This is a genomic window from Klebsiella sp. 54, assembly GCF_018223875.1.
Lineage (GTDB): Bacteria > Pseudomonadota > Gammaproteobacteria > Enterobacterales > Enterobacteriaceae > Klebsiella > Klebsiella quasipneumoniae.
Genome location: NZ_JAGRRA010000012.1, coordinates 87,775 through 101,664, shown reverse-complemented (window position 1 = coordinate 101,664; position 13,890 = coordinate 87,775). Strand labels below are relative to the sequence as shown.

Here is a 13,890-nt window from a genome sequence, read left to right as displayed (position 1 = left end):
CTGCCAGGCATCAAATAAAGCAGAAAGCTCAGTCGGAAGGCTGAGCTTTTTTGCGTTTGTGCCATCCGGGAAGGGTGCCGGCATGCCCCCCCGGTGGCGCTGCGCTTACCGGGGCTACGGATCCGACACGGGGCTACGTCCCTGTGGCCGGACAAGGTGCGCAGCACCGCCTCCGGGAAAATCCCTCCTATATCACCGTCGATAAATGACTATTGCCTCTCTAACCAACTCACAATAAATGTCGCGATCTGTGGTACATCATTTAAATCCAGCAACGGAAGTGAGGTCGCGATCGATACATCGCTGGCCACGGCGATGGTATGCTCATCAATTACCAGCTCTTCTACACGATGGCCGCTGTTTTGCCGAAAAAGCAGGATCTTAGGCACTGCTTCATGCTTGAAACCCTCGACCAAAACCAGATCCAGTCTGCTGGCATCCATTCGACTAACCAGCCATGTGAGATCTAATTCCGGCTTCTCGGGCGTCTCGGTCATCAATGCCCACCGCTGTTCGCTGGCGACAATAGTTTGCGCAGCGCCCGCCTTACGCAGTTCATAGCTATCTTTGCCCGGCTTATCCACGTCCATATCATGATGGGTGTGCTTTATCAGTCCCGGGCGTAATCCTAGAGCGCAAAGCTCAGGGATAAGACGCTTTAATAATGTTGTTTTTCCGGTACCGCTCCATGCGGCGATCGCCAGTAATGGGATCATGATGGCTCCTGCATCTGCTGCAAATCTTCGAGCGTATTTACATTAATGAAAGCAGTTTTCACATCGCTGAAATTCACCGGGCGCCCACCCATTTGTCGCATAAAAACCATCACCCTGCGCTCTCCATGTGCCAGATAAGCCTCCAGTTCCGGAATGATTTGACGATGAACTAATGCAACGGCAGGATGATCCCGTTCGCCGTCATGGGCCCAAACGACCGGTGCGTCCCCTCTCTGCTGGATAAAGCGCTCCACCAAAAAGGACGGAATGAACGGCGTGTCGCAGGGGCAAAAAACAAACCATGGGCTCGCGACCTGCTGCATCACAGCAAGCATTCCGGCCAGCGGCCCCTGATAACCCTCCTGTATGTCTCGAAAGACCGGATATCCGCTGGCACGCCACTGTTCAAGATGACGATTGGCGCTAATGACTAACTCATCGACCTGCGGAGCTAATGCTTCCGCGACGTGTCGCCAGAGAGGACGTCCATTGAGCAACTGTAATCCTTTATCAATGCCGCCCATTCGCGTGGCCCTGCCGCCCGCCAGCACGACGCCGGTTATCGCCTCGCTTTGCATATGAATATCGCCTCTTTCATTGTGGGATTGACCCTGTTAACTTGTCCCTATCAAGAGTAAGGAGCATGACCATGAAATGTAAACGTCTGAATGAAGTAATTGAACTCCTCCAGCCCGCCTGGCAGAAAGAGCCAGAACTGAACCTGATGCAATTTTTGCAGAAACTGGCGAAAGAGGCTGGCTATGATGGCGAACTGAGCGATCTTTCCGACGATATTCTGATCTATCACCTGAAGATGCGTGATTCTTCAAAAGATGCTGTCATCCCGGGTATTCAGAAGGATTATGAAGAAGACTTTAAAACCGCGCTGCTGCGCGCCCGCGGTGTAATAAAAGAGTAAAAGGTTGTAAGCGCTGCCGCGTAAAGCGCAATGAGATGATATCCTGAACTATTCGTACGATTATCGGATGTCAGGATGCACGATAAGGCTTTTACTTTTCAGACGCTTCGCCCGGATACCATTATCGATGGGTTATTCCATCTGGGTATGCGGGTGGACTCCGGTCTTACCCCGCTGAACAGCTATGAGAACCGCGTTTATCAGTTCCAGGACGAAGAGCGTCATCGTTATGTGGTGAAGTTCTATCGTCCTGAGCGCTGGTCGGCAGCACAAATCCTTGAAGAACACCAGTTTGCGCTTCAGCTTGTAGAAGATGAAGTGCCCGTTGCTGCGCCGCTGTTATTTAACGACAGTACGCTTCATCAGCACCAGGGGTTTTATTTTGCCGTTTTCCCAAGCCTTGGCGGCCGACAGTTCGAGGCGGATAACCTTGATCAGATGGAGTGGGTTGGCCGTTATCTGGGGCGCCTGCACCAGACCGGGCGCAAACAGCGCTTTTCTGCGCGTCCGGAGATTGGCGTGCAGGAATATCTGCTGGAACCACGCCAGGTATTTGAACAGTCGACGCTTATCCCCTCAGGCCTGAAGGCCGATTTCCTGAAGGCGACCGATAAACTCATCGCTGCCGTCATGACGCAATGGCACGGTGGCGGGACTACTTTGCGCCTGCATGGTGACTGTCATGCAGGCAATATCCTCTGGCGCGATGGGCCGCTGTTTGTCGATTTAGACGATGCGCGAACCGGCCCGGCGATTCAGGATCTGTGGATGCTGCTCAACGGCGATAAGGCTGAACAGCGTATGCAGCTGGAGACCATCGTTGAGGCCTATGAGGAATTCAGCCCCTTTAACAGCGATGAAATCGCGCTTATTGAACCTTTACGCGCCATGCGACTGGTTTATTATCTGGCGTGGTTGCTCAGACGCTGGGACGATCCGGCTTTCCCGGTTAATTTTCCCTGGTTAACCGGGGAGGATTACTGGCGAGGGCAGACGTCTACTTTTCTCGAGCAGGTGAAGGTTCTACAGGAACCCCCGCTTCAGTTAACGCCAATGTATTAATGTGATATATCCAGGAGAGAGTAAATCATGAAAAAAGTTTGGCTGGCGCTGGCTGGTATGATTCTGGCTTTTAGTGCATCCGCTGCCCAGATCACCGACGGCAAGCAGTACATCACCCTTGATAAGCCGGTTGCTGGCGAGCCGCAGGTGCTCGAATTCTTCTCATTCTACTGCCCGCACTGCTATCAGTTTGAAGAAGTGCTGCATGTCTCTGACAGCGTGCGCCAGAAACTGCCAGAAGGCACCAAAATGACCAAATACCATGTCGAGTTCCTGGGGCCGCTGGGCAAGGAGCTGACGCAGGCATGGGCTGTGGCCATCGCGCTGGGCGTTGAAGATAAAATTACGGCGCCGATGTTCGAAGCGGTGCAGAAAAACCAGACCGTACAGAGCCTGGCTGACATTCGTAAAGTGTTCGTCGACGCTGGCGTGAAAGGGGAAGACTACGATGCCGCATGGAACAGCTTCGTGGTGAAATCTCTGGTCGCTCAGCAGGAGAAAGCGGCAGCCGATCTGCAGCTGCAGGGGGTACCGGCTATGTACGTCAATGGTAAGTACCAGCTGAACCCGCAGGGGATGGACACCAGCAATATGGATGTCTTCGTCGCTCAGTATGCGGATACCGTGAAGCAGCTGGTTGAGAAGAAATAAAAAAAACGCCGGTCACTGACCGGCTTTTTTTTATCTACTTTGCCGTGACTTCCTTGCTTTGTCCCGCATGATGTCAGTTAACTGACGGTCTTTCTCTTCCCATAGCCCATTTAGCCAGCGCTGGAAACCACGCTTAAAGTTCTTATCGTTGACGTAATCGCCGTGTAGCTCTTCACCAATCGGTACCAGATTGATACGAACCACAATGCGCGTCAGTCGGCCACTTAGCATGTCGTAAAACGGCCTTGCATGATTTTCCGGGTAGCACAGCGTAACGTTCAGCAGTTTATCGAACTGCGAACCGAGAACATTGAGCGCCATGGCGATACCCGCCGCTTTCGGCGGTAACAGGTTGTGGTAAGGAGAGCGCGTCTCGCGCTTTTTTGCGTCGGTAAAACGCGAGCCTTCCACAAAATTGACGATTGTCGTTGGGTGCGAGCGGAATTTCTCACATGAACGGCGGGTGGTTTCGACATCTTTACCGCGGCGTTCGGGGTGACGAATAAGATAGCTGCGCGAATAGCGGCGCATAAAAGGCATATCCAGCGCCCAGCAGGCGAGGCCGATGAACGGTACCCACGCCAGCTGTTGTTTAAGGAAGTACTTATTCATCGGAATATGCTTGCGGAACAGCACGCATAGCACCACGATATCTGCCCAGCTGTGGTGGTTGCTGATCAGCAGATACCAGTTCTTTTTGTTCAGGCCTTCCAGACCCTGGACGTCCCATTTTAGCCAGGGATTGAGATGCAACAGCAGCGCCAGCCCCTCGCACCAGCAGTACATCATAAAATTGCAAAAAACGGATATAGAGCGCCATACCGCTGGAATGGGGACCAGTAGTTTAATCAGCCCGGCGACGATGATCGGTACAGAGCAGATAACGGTGACTAAGATGGTTAAGGCGATACTCAGCGGAAGTGTTATCGCAGCGAGTAATCTCGACATAGTTAGTTTATTCAGAAAGTTAGGCTGACAAAGAGCGCCTTTAAGCTGCGCAAGAGGCTGATTTTACCAGAAAACGCGGCAAATGACGGGTCTTACCAGAACAGAAAAAAACAAGGATCTTCTATCCACATGGAAGATTAGGTCATCAAATTCATGCCAGGATCGTTGATCTTCTTTTAAGTTATTGATAAATAATAACTAATACTATTTATTCATTTATTTTCAGGGGCGGATAAGCTGACGTTGTAAAACTATGCACAAAGTTATCCACAAGATAAGTTGTCGCGCGATCGGGACGATCGTTGAATCTTTTCCGCGAAATGCGGGAAAAATTCAGGATTTCATGCCCGTCTGTGGCATCCTTTATCCATAATCTGATAAACAGGCACGGAAATTATGGTTCAGATCCCAGAAAACCCTCTCATCCTCGTTGACGGCTCCTCCTATCTTTATCGGGCGTATCATGCGTTTCCGCCGCTGACTAACAGCGCAGGGGAGCCCACCGGGGCTATGTACGGCGTACTGAATATGCTGCGCAGTTTGATTCTGCAGTATCAACCGACTCATGCCGTCGTGGTCTTTGATGCGAAAGGGAAAACCTTCCGTGATGAATTGTTCGAACATTACAAATCTCACCGCCCGCCGATGCCGGACGATCTGCGCGCGCAGATTGAGCCGTTGCATAAAATGGTGAAAGCGATGGGGCTGCCGCTGATGGCGGTCCCGGGCGTCGAAGCTGACGATGTGATTGGCACCCTGGCGCGGGAAGCGGAAAGGGCTGGACGTCCGGTGCTGATCAGTACCGGCGATAAAGACATGGCCCAGCTGGTGACGCCGGGGATCACCCTGATCAATACCATGACCAACACTATCCTCGGGCCGGATGAGGTGGTTACCAAGTACGGCGTCCCGCCAGAGCTGATTATTGATTTCCTGGCGCTGATGGGCGACTCCTCAGATAACATTCCTGGCGTGCCGGGCGTGGGCGAAAAGACCGCCCAGGCGCTGCTGCAAGGCCTCGGCGGTCTAGATACGCTGTATGCGGAACCGGAGAAGATCGCTGAACTGAGCTTCCGCGGCGCGAAAACGATGGCGGCGAAGCTGGAGCAGAACAAGGAGGTGGCTTATCTCTCTTATCAGCTGGCGACCATCAAAACCGACGTCGAGCTGGAGCTCACTTGCGAAGAGCTGGAGGTGCAGCCGCCGGCGGCAGACGATCTGCTGGCGCTGTTCAGACAGTATGAGTTTAAGCGCTGGACCACCGACGTTGAAGCCGGAAAATGGCTGCAGGCGAAGGGGGGCAAACCGGCTGCGAAACCTGCAGTGCCTGCAGCAGCGGCAGAAGCGGAAGCAGAGGTTGAGGCCGCTAATGCACTTTCAGCAGAGCACTATGTCACCATCCTTGATGAGGCTACGCTGCTCACCTGGATCGATAAGCTGAAGCAAGCGCCGCTCTTTGCCTTTGATACGGAAACCGACAGCCTGGATAACATCTCCGCCAACATGGTCGGCCTTTCATTCGCTGTTGAGCCGGGCGTGGCCGCCTATGTCCCGGTAGCGCATGATTACCTTGATGCGCCGGATCAGATCCCGCGCGAGCGCGTGCTGGCGCTGCTTAAACCGCTGCTGGAGGATGAGAAGCTGCTCAAGGTTGGGCAAAATCTCAAATACGATCGCGGCATTTTGGCTAATTACGACATTGAGCTGCGCGGGATTGCGTTCGATACCATGCTGGAATCTTACATTCTCGACAGCGTGGCGGGCCGCCATGATATGGACAGTCTTTCCGACCGCTGGCTGAAACATAAAACGATTACCTTCGAAGAGATCGCTGGTAAGGGTAAGAATCAGCTCACCTTTAACCAGATTGCGCTGGAAGAGGCGGGTCGCTACGCGGCGGAAGACGCCGACGTCACGCTTCAGTTGCATCTGAAAATGTGGCCGAAGCTGCAGCAGCATGAAGGTCCGCTGAATATCTTCCAGCACATTGAAATGCCGCTGGTGCCGGTGCTGTCACGCGTTGAGCGCAACGGCGTTAAAATCGACCCCGCCGTGCTGCATGCGCACTCGCAGGAAATAGCCCAGCGCCTGGTTGAGCTGGAGCAGCGGGCGCATGAGATCGCCGGGGAAGCGTTTAATCTCTCCTCCACCAAACAGCTGCAAACGATCCTGTTTGAAAAACAGGGTATCAAGCCGCTGAAGAAGACGCCGGGCGGTGCGCCGTCCACCTCTGAAGAGGTACTGGAAGAGCTGGCGCTCGATTATCCGTTGCCGAAAGTGATTCTGGAGTACCGTGGGTTGGCGAAGCTGAAGTCGACCTATACCGATAAGCTGCCGCTGATGATTAATCCCAAAACGGGCCGCGTACATACCTCCTATCATCAGGCGGTTACCGCCACCGGCCGTTTGTCGTCTACCGATCCAAACCTGCAAAACATTCCGGTGCGTAACGAAGAAGGGCGCCGTATTCGCCAGGCGTTTATCGCGCCAGAAGATTACGTTATTGTCTCGGCGGACTACTCGCAAATCGAGCTGCGCATTATGGCGCACCTGTCGCGGGATAAAGGCCTGCTGACCGCCTTCGCGGAAGGGAAGGATATTCACCGGGCGACGGCGGCTGAAGTGTTTGGCTTACCGCTGGACAGCGTCAGCAGCGAACAGCGGCGCAGTGCGAAAGCTATCAACTTCGGTCTGATCTATGGCATGAGCGCCTTTGGCCTGGCCCGCCAGCTGAACATCCCGCGTAAAGAAGCGCAGAAGTACATGGATCTTTATTTCGAGCGTTATCCGGGCGTCCTGGAGTATATGGAGCGCACCCGCGCACAGGCGAAGGAGCAAGGGTATGTTGAAACGCTGGATGGCCGTCGACTCTATTTGCCGGATATCAAGTCCAGCAATGGCGCTCGTCGTGCCGGTGCGGAACGTGCGGCGATTAATGCCCCGATGCAGGGGACGGCTGCGGATATCATCAAGCGGGCGATGATTGCCGTTGATGAATGGCTGCGGAGCGAGAAACCTCGCGTGCGAATGATCATGCAGGTTCACGATGAACTGGTCTTTGAAGTGCATAAGGATGAGCTCGACGCCGTATCGAAAAAGATCCACGAACTGATGGAGAACAGCACTACGCTGGCGGTACCGTTGCTGGTGGAAGTGGGCAGCGGAGAAAACTGGGATCAAGCGCACTAAGTATACAAAGCACAACGCGATTTTCTGTAAGTAAGCAACATAACTTATAGAGTTTTGTGAGGATCATTTGAATTTGCTATGTAAATAGTGAAAAAAAACTACAAAAAATGCTTTATCCGTGAGCGAAAGAAGAGTAAAGTTATTCGCGTAGGGTACAGAGGTAAGATGTTCTATCTTTCAGACCTTTTACTTCACGTAATCGGATTTGGCTGAATATTTTAGCCGCCCCGGTCATTTATGACCGGGGCGTTTTTTATTGCGCGAAAGAAAAGTGGCAAAAAGAAGGACGCGCTTGTGCTTGACGCTGGAGAGGAACCCGGACAAGGCGCGGCACGCTCTTATCCGGCTGTTGGTGACGATTACTCGTCTACGGCGCTCTCTGCTTCCTGCGGCGGGATTTCGTTAAACCAGCTATCCAGCTTCTGTCGCAGCTTATCCACGCCAGATTTTTTCAGCGAGGAGAAGGGTTCAACCTGAACATCGCCATTGAAGGCCAGCACCGCTTCACGCACCATATTCACTTGCGCTTTACGCGCGCCGCTGGCGAGCTTATCGGCTTTGGTCAGCAGCACCAGCACCTGAATATCGCTTTCTACCGCCCATTGGATCATCTGCTGATCGAGATCTTTAAGCGGGTGGCGAATGTCCATCAGGACCACCAGGCCCTTCAGGCACAGGCGTTTTTCCAGGTATTCTCCCAGCGCGCGCTGCCACTTGATCTTCATCTCTTCCGGGACTTGCGCATAACCGTAGCCGGGAAGGTCGACCAGGCGTTTGCCTTCGGCGACTTCGAACAGGTTAATCAGCTGTGTACGTCCGGGAGTTTTGGAGGTCCGCGCCAGGCTTTTCTGGTTGGTCAGCGTATTCAGCGCGCTGGATTTTCCCGCATTGGAGCGGCCGGCGAATGCCACTTCAATACCGGTATCGGCAGGAAGATGGCGGATATCTGGCGCGCTAGTGACAAAGTGCGTCAGTTGATAATTCCAGTTGGTCAAGACGGTCGTCTCCGTTAAAACAGGCTATGGCAGGGATTATACCTGAACAGCAGAAAAAGGCTGTTTTTACCGCACGCCGGTTCTGTAAGTAAAAACCATGCACTTTGTGAGACATTGGCTATTCTTCGTATAGGACATGCCTGAGAAAAATAAGACTAATAAATTATAACCTACTGAAAATAAATAGATTACAAGAATAGAGAAATCTGAAAAGTGGAATTTTAACGGCCAGACTGGTTGTCGATTTTTGTCAACAGGGTAAAGTAATACACAACGGCGGGGATGCTGAAAAGGATGAGGACTCAGGACGAGGGGTCAGGAAGCGCCAGGAGGCGAAGACCACAGGATTGTCAGGATGACGCGCGTTTTGGAAACGTTTCAAAGGGAAAAGGAAGAGACAGGGACCGTTGGACGCTAAGGGAAAGACAGGGTAAGTCGTTAGCGAACAGGGAAAGAAGAGCCCGTTAAGGGTGGTCAGTGAGGAAAAAGGCGACAGAGTAATCTGTCGCCTTTTTTCTTTGCTTGCTTTCTGCTAGATTCCGCCTCAATTCTATACTGAATAATACTGTCTGAAGATTACACACCATGAAAAAACCGACATCCGCCACCCGTGGCAAATCCGGCCGCAAGTCGCGTGAAGAGTTAAATCAGGAAGCTCGCGATCGCAAACGGCAGAAGAAACATCGTGGCCACGCGGCAGGTAGTCGCGCGAACGGCGGCGATGCGGCTTCAGCAGGTAAAAAACAGCGCCAGGCGCAAGATCCACGCGTGGGCAGCAAAAAACCCATCCCGCTGGGCGTGAGCGAAAGCAGCGCTCCAGCTCCCAAGCAGCATAAACCAAAGAGCGAGAAACCTATGCTTTCACCGCAGGCTGAGCTGGAGTTGCTGGAGAATGATGAGCGCCTGGACGCGCTGCTGGAACGTCTGGAAGAGGGCGGTACCCTGAATGCTGAAGAGCAGAGCTGGGTGGATGCCAAACTGGATCGCATTGATGAGCTGATGCAGCAGCTCGGCCTCTCTTACGATGACGAAGATGAAGAAGAGGAAGAGCGTCAGGAAGATATGATGCGTCTGCTGAAGGGTGGAAACTAACATTTGCATCCCATCGGATTCCCGGTACTGCTTATAACCCTTCTGGTTATATGTTATCTGCTGTGGTTATTCGTTAAACTACGACGGTTGTCGCGGCGTCAGAAATGGTTGCGCAACCGGCTCATGACCCGCGGTGCGGTGGGGCCGGGACGGCGTACCCGTCGGCGGCACCATCGGAAGGAGTGAGCATGTCTGAGCAGATAATCGACTGGGATCTGGCCCTGATCCAGAAATATAACTATTCCGGGCCGCGCTATACCTCGTATCCCACCGCGCTCGAGTTTTCACCACAATTCGGCGCGGCGGAATTCGATGCTGCTGTGGCCCGTTACCCACAGCGTCCCCTGTCGCTGTACGTGCATATCCCGTTTTGCCATAAGCTGTGTTATTTCTGCGGCTGCAATAAGATCGTCACCCGCCAGCAGCATAAGGCCGATCAGTATCTCGATCTCCTTGAACAGGAGATCATCCACCGTGCGCCGCTGTTTGCCAACCGTCAGGTTAAGCAACTGCATTGGGGAGGCGGCACGCCGACCTATCTCAACAAGGCGCAAATCAGTCGCCTGATGGATCTGTTGCGTACCCATTTTCATTTTAACGCCGAAGCCGAGATCTCCATCGAGGTCGATCCGCGTGAAATCGAGCTGGATGTCCTCGATCATTTACGCGCTGAGGGATTCAACCGCCTGAGTATGGGCGTGCAGGACTTTAATAAAGAGGTTCAGCGTCTTGTTAACCGCGAACAGGACGAAGCGTTCATCTTTGATTTGCTCCGTCATGCGCGGGAGATTGGATTTACCTCGACCAATATCGACCTCATCTACGGCCTGCCGAAACAAACGCCGGAGAGCTTTGCCTTTACCCTGCAAAAGGTCGCCGAGCTCAATCCTGACCGCCTGAGCGTGTTTAACTACGCGCATCTGCCCACGCTCTTTGCCGCACAGCGCAAAATTAAAGATGCCGATCTGCCCTCCGCTGAACAGAAGCTGGAGATCCTCCAGGAGACCATCGGCTCGCTGACGGCGGCAGGCTATCAGTTCATCGGCATGGACCACTTCGCGCGTCCTGATGATGAATTAGCGGTCGCGCAACGTCACGGCGTACTGCATCGCAATTTCCAGGGCTACACCACTCAGGGCGATACCGATTTGCTGGGGATGGGCGTGTCCGCGATCAGCATGATTGGCGACAGCTACGCCCAGAACCAAAAAGAGCTAAAGCAGTACTACCAGCAGGTGGCAGAGCAAGGGAACGCCCTGTGGCGCGGGATCGCGTTAACCCGGGACGACTGTCTGCGTCGCGACGTAATTAAGGCGTTGATCTGTAACTTCCGTCTGGATATTGATGCAGTCGAAGCGCAGTGGGCCGTGGATTTTCAGTCTTATTTTGCTGAGGACCTGAAACTGCTGGCGCCGCTGGCGCATGACGGGCTGGTGGTGGTGGAGAGTAAGGCTATCCAGGTAACGGCGAAAGGCCGCCTGCTGATCCGCAACATCTGTATGTGCTTTGATGCCTATCTGCGGCAAAAGGCTCGGATGCAGCAGTTCTCAAGGGTGATTTAATGTTTTCCCCCTCTCCCGCAGGAGAGGGGGAACAATTAGCTGAACAGCCCGACCAGCGCAGCGCACAGAACGGCAGCGACTGCCGTTTGTGGTGTGTGACTCGCAGCGGCGCCGCTCGATATCATACTCACCAGTGATTCAAACATGATGCTCTCCCCTAATGCCGGGCACGATCATACTCAACTCATCGGAACAGTAAAGTACAAAATAGCAGCACTTTGCGCTGATCGGCTATTTTTCATCACGCCGTTTAACCCTACTCCATACCCAACTCTTTTAGCTTACGCGTCAGGGTATTACGACCCCATCCCAGCAGGCGCGCAGCCTCCTGTTTATGTCCCTGAGTATGACGCAGGGCGGTCGTCAGCAGCGTGCGTTCCATTTCGGGTTGCGCTTCTGAAAGCAAGTTTTGATGACCGGAACGCAGCGCCCGATCGGCCCACTGACCCAACAGCGTCGCCCAGCTGTCTGGCTGCATCTGCGTCGGGCTATCAGGAATGGTGGTCTCAAACAGTTCGCTCGGCAGATCCTGCGTCAGCACCTCCTGGCCGGCGGCCATGACGGTGAGCCAGCGACAGGTGTTTTCCAGCTGGCGAACGTTGCCCGGCCACGCCAGGCGGGTCAGCGCTGTCTCCGTTTCCGGATGCAGCTGTTTGGCTTCAACACCTAGCTCGCGGGCGGCAATCTGCAGAAAATGGCGGGCCAGACGTGGAATATCTTCCCGACGCTCGCGCAGCGGCGGCAAATGCACCCGGATCACGTTCAGGCGGTGGAATAAATCTTCACGGAATTTCCCCTCCTGCACCCGCTGCTCCAGATTCTGATGGGTGGCGGCGATGATCCGCACATCGACCTTCACCGGCGCGTAGCCGCCCACGCGATAAAACTGGCCATCCGCCAGAACGCGCAGCAGACGAGTCTGGACATCCAGCGGCATATCGCCAATTTCATCCAGGAACAGCGTGCCGCCGTCAGCCTGTTCAAAGCGACCCTGACGGACGGTATTGGCGCCGGTAAAGGCCCCTTTTTCATGGCCGAACAGCTCGGACTCAATCAGGTCCTTGGGGATCGCCGCCATATTCAGCGCGATAAACGGCGCTTTTGAGCGCGGGCTATGGCGATGCAGGGCATGAGCGACAAGCTCTTTACCGGTACCGGATTCGCCATTGATCAGCACGCTGATGGATGAGCGCGACAGACGGCCAATAATGCGAAAGACATCCTGCATGGCCGGCGCCTCGCCAATGATATCGGCGGTGGGGCTGCTTATCGGCGCATTTCGCGGCTGCTGCTGCTCCTGATAGTGGCTAATCGCCCGGTCGACGAGGGCGACAGCTTCATCGATATCAAAAGGTTTGGGCAGATAATCAAACGCGCCCTGCTGATAAGCGCTGACCGCGGCGTCCAGATCGGAATGCGCGGTCATTATGATGACCGGAAGCATCGGATGACGCTGCTTAATCTGTTTGAGCAGCGCCAGGCCATCCATTCCCGGCATACGGATATCTGACAGCAGTACATCCGGGGTTTTGGTGGTGAGGGCATCTAGCACCTCATTGCCGCTTTCGAACGTTGTGCAGCTCAAGCCGGCTCCGGTGAGCGCGCGTTCAAGCACCCAGCGGATGGAGCTATCGTCATCAACGATCCAGGCTATCCCTCGTTGCATAAACACCTCTACTTCCGAATAGGCAGGTATACCGAAAATTCGGTATGACCCGGCCAGCTGGTGAATTCAATTTTGCCGGAGTGCTGATCGATAAGGCTGCGGGCGATAGATAAGCCCAGGCCAGTACCGCCTTCGCGGCCGCTGACCATCGGATAAAACAACGTATCCTGGAGCTGGGGCGGAATACCCGGGCCATTATCTTCGACGTCAATACGGGCGGCGAGGCGATAACGCACCCCGTGCAGCGTCAGCTGGAAAGCGGTCCGGGTGCGGAGAACAATTTCGCCCCCTTCCGGCCCCAGCGCCTGCAGCGCATTACGGACGATGTTCAGCAACACCTGTTCAATTTGATCCGGGTCGTGGGGGAGCTCCGGCAGGCTGGGGTCGTAATCACGGATCAACTTCACGTTGTCCGGCAACTCCATCGAGACCAGTTTCACTACCCGTTCGGCGACCTTGTGGATGCTTTCGGTAACGTGCATGCCCGGATGCTGTGGGCCGAGCAGGCGATCGACCAGATTTCTCAGCCGGTCGGCCTGCTCGATGATCACTTTGGTATATTCCGTTAGCGCCGGGTCGGGCAGGGCTTTGCTGAGCAGCTGTGCCGCGCCGCGCAGGCCGCCTAACGGGTTTTTAATCTCGTGCGCCAGGCCGCGGACCAGATCGCGGGCGGCGACCTGCTGCGCGTGCTGCAGTTGCTCCTGGCTCAGGCGGCGCTGGTTATCCATCGGCGCCATTTCCAGCAGAATAAAGCCTTCCGGCAGCCGCTGGGCGGTCAGCGACAGGATATGCGAGCGGCCATCGATAACCAGCGTCACTTCGTTATCGGTAAAACCCTGGCCCGCCTGCAGACTCTCCTGCATCAGCCCAATATTTAATGAGAAATAGCTCAACAGCTCAGGTAACGGGGTGCCAAACAGCTTGCGCGAACTCTGCGCCAGCAACTGCTGCGCCGCAGGGTTGGCAAAGTGCACCGCCAGGTCATCATCGACCAGTAAGATACTGTTGATAAGAGAGTTGAGGATCTGCCCAGCATCGGGCAGTGTGCCTGTTGCCATTCGACAGTCTCCTGAAAAAGAGTGCACCAATT

The 13,890-nt window shown here is 54.3% G+C and carries 13 protein-coding genes; 6 read left to right on the top strand and 7 right to left on the bottom strand.

Annotated elements, in window-relative coordinates; all coding sequences use genetic code 11:
- Positions 1-209: 209 nt before the first annotated feature.
- Both mobB and mobA read right to left on the bottom strand, forming a co-directional pair.
- Positions 210-716: a molybdopterin-guanine dinucleotide biosynthesis protein MobB gene (gene mobB / locus KHQ24_RS21515; protein WP_064187981.1), complete on the bottom strand. Its 507-nt coding sequence runs from the start codon at positions 714-716 to the stop codon at positions 210-212.
- The gene (gene mobA, locus KHQ24_RS21510; RefSeq protein ID WP_004203611.1) at positions 713-1,294 is read right to left on the bottom strand and encodes a molybdenum cofactor guanylyltransferase MobA; all 582 of its coding nucleotides are present in this window, start codon (positions 1,292-1,294) and stop codon (positions 713-715) included. The genes mobB and mobA overlap by 4 nt, the downstream gene beginning before the upstream one ends.
- Before the next feature lie 71 nt (positions 1,295-1,365).
- On the opposite strand from mobA, the gene KHQ24_RS21505 reads away from it, so the two are divergent.
- The 3 genes from KHQ24_RS21505 to dsbA all read left to right on the top strand — a co-directional run bounded on the left by KHQ24_RS21505 (position 1,366) and on the right by dsbA (position 3,348).
- Positions 1,366-1,635, top strand: coding sequence for a YihD family protein (locus KHQ24_RS21505; RefSeq protein ID WP_002882612.1), 270 nt, complete (start codon positions 1,366-1,368; stop codon positions 1,633-1,635).
- 75 nt (positions 1,636-1,710) lie between these two features.
- Entirely contained in the window at positions 1,711-2,697 is a 987-nt protein-coding gene (locus KHQ24_RS21500) for a serine/threonine protein kinase (protein WP_211777458.1), read from the top strand.
- Between the two features lie 27 nt (positions 2,698-2,724).
- Positions 2,725-3,348 (top strand): thiol:disulfide interchange protein DsbA, encoded by a 624-nt coding sequence (gene dsbA, locus KHQ24_RS21495; protein ID WP_004203613.1) that lies wholly within the window; start codon positions 2,725-2,727, stop codon positions 3,346-3,348.
- Between the two features lie 30 nt (positions 3,349-3,378).
- On the opposite strand, the gene KHQ24_RS21490 is transcribed toward dsbA, so the two are convergent.
- A complete protein-coding gene (locus KHQ24_RS21490) occupies positions 3,379-4,296 on the bottom strand; it encodes an acyltransferase (protein WP_017899843.1) in 918 nt (305 codons plus the stop codon).
- Between the two features lie 396 nt (positions 4,297-4,692).
- On the opposite strand from KHQ24_RS21490, the gene polA reads away from it, so the two are divergent.
- Positions 4,693-7,485, top strand: a complete 2,793-nt coding sequence (gene polA / locus KHQ24_RS21485) for a DNA polymerase I (protein WP_108450769.1) — start codon at positions 4,693-4,695, stop codon at positions 7,483-7,485.
- A 359-nt stretch (positions 7,486-7,844) separates the two neighbouring features.
- Here the strand turns inward: polA and yihA are convergent, their stop codons facing one another.
- Positions 7,845-8,480 carry a ribosome biogenesis GTP-binding protein YihA/YsxC gene (gene yihA / locus KHQ24_RS21480; protein WP_004203619.1) on the bottom strand — a complete coding sequence of 212 codons (636 nt, stop codon included), beginning with the start codon at positions 8,478-8,480 and terminating at the stop codon, positions 7,845-7,847.
- Positions 8,481-9,065: 585 nt separating this feature from the next.
- On the opposite strand from yihA, the gene yihI reads away from it, so the two are divergent.
- Together yihI and hemN are read left to right on the top strand one after the other, a co-directional pair.
- Positions 9,066-9,572: a Der GTPase-activating protein YihI gene (yihI, locus tag KHQ24_RS21475; protein ID WP_002882743.1), complete on the top strand. Its 507-nt coding sequence runs from the start codon at positions 9,066-9,068 to the stop codon at positions 9,570-9,572.
- 188 nt (positions 9,573-9,760) lie between these two features.
- Positions 9,761-11,134: an oxygen-independent coproporphyrinogen III oxidase gene (gene hemN, locus KHQ24_RS21470; RefSeq protein ID WP_043521875.1), complete on the top strand. Its 1,374-nt coding sequence runs from the start codon at positions 9,761-9,763 to the stop codon at positions 11,132-11,134.
- Between the two features lie 35 nt (positions 11,135-11,169).
- Here the strand turns inward: hemN and KHQ24_RS21465 are convergent, their stop codons facing one another.
- The 3 genes from KHQ24_RS21465 to glnL all read right to left on the bottom strand — a co-directional run bounded on the left by KHQ24_RS21465 (position 11,170) and on the right by glnL (position 13,858).
- Positions 11,170-11,280: a YshB family small membrane protein gene (locus tag KHQ24_RS21465; protein WP_004152951.1), complete on the bottom strand. Its 111-nt coding sequence runs from the start codon at positions 11,278-11,280 to the stop codon at positions 11,170-11,172.
- A 110-nt stretch (positions 11,281-11,390) separates the two neighbouring features.
- A complete protein-coding gene (gene glnG, locus KHQ24_RS21460; protein ID WP_002882749.1) occupies positions 11,391-12,800 on the bottom strand; it encodes a nitrogen regulation protein NR(I) in 1,410 nt (469 codons plus the stop codon).
- 8 nt (positions 12,801-12,808) lie between these two features.
- Entirely contained in the window at positions 12,809-13,858 is a 1,050-nt protein-coding gene (gene glnL / locus KHQ24_RS21455; RefSeq protein WP_004203621.1) for a nitrogen regulation protein NR(II), read from the bottom strand.
- Positions 13,859-13,890 lie beyond the last annotated feature (32 nt).

Bases quoted from the DNA above. Each gene is read 5' to 3' on its own strand.
- mobB (WP_064187981.1), bottom strand. From the start codon at position 716: ATGATCCCATTACTGGCGATCGCCGCATGGAGCGGTACCGGAAAAACA.
- mobA (WP_004203611.1), bottom strand. From the start codon at position 1,294: ATGCAAAGCGAGGCGATAACCGGCGTCGTGCTGGCGGGCGGCAGGGCC.
- KHQ24_RS21505 (WP_002882612.1), top strand. From the start codon at position 1,366: ATGAAATGTAAACGTCTGAATGAAGTAATTGAACTCCTCCAGCCCGCC.
- KHQ24_RS21500 (WP_211777458.1), top strand. From the start codon at position 1,711: ATGCACGATAAGGCTTTTACTTTTCAGACGCTTCGCCCGGATACCATT.
- dsbA (WP_004203613.1), top strand. From the start codon at position 2,725: ATGAAAAAAGTTTGGCTGGCGCTGGCTGGTATGATTCTGGCTTTTAGT.
- KHQ24_RS21490 (WP_017899843.1), bottom strand. From the start codon at position 4,296: ATGTCGAGATTACTCGCTGCGATAACACTTCCGCTGAGTATCGCCTTA.
- polA (WP_108450769.1), top strand. From the start codon at position 4,693: ATGGTTCAGATCCCAGAAAACCCTCTCATCCTCGTTGACGGCTCCTCC.
- yihI (WP_002882743.1), top strand. From the start codon at position 9,066: ATGAAAAAACCGACATCCGCCACCCGTGGCAAATCCGGCCGCAAGTCG.
- hemN (WP_043521875.1), top strand. From the start codon at position 9,761: ATGTCTGAGCAGATAATCGACTGGGATCTGGCCCTGATCCAGAAATAT.
- KHQ24_RS21465 (WP_004152951.1), bottom strand. From the start codon at position 11,280: ATGTTTGAATCACTGGTGAGTATGATATCGAGCGGCGCCGCTGCGAGT.
- glnG (WP_002882749.1), bottom strand. From the start codon at position 12,800: ATGCAACGAGGGATAGCCTGGATCGTTGATGACGATAGCTCCATCCGC.
- glnL (WP_004203621.1), bottom strand. From the start codon at position 13,858: ATGGCAACAGGCACACTGCCCGATGCTGGGCAGATCCTCAACTCTCTT.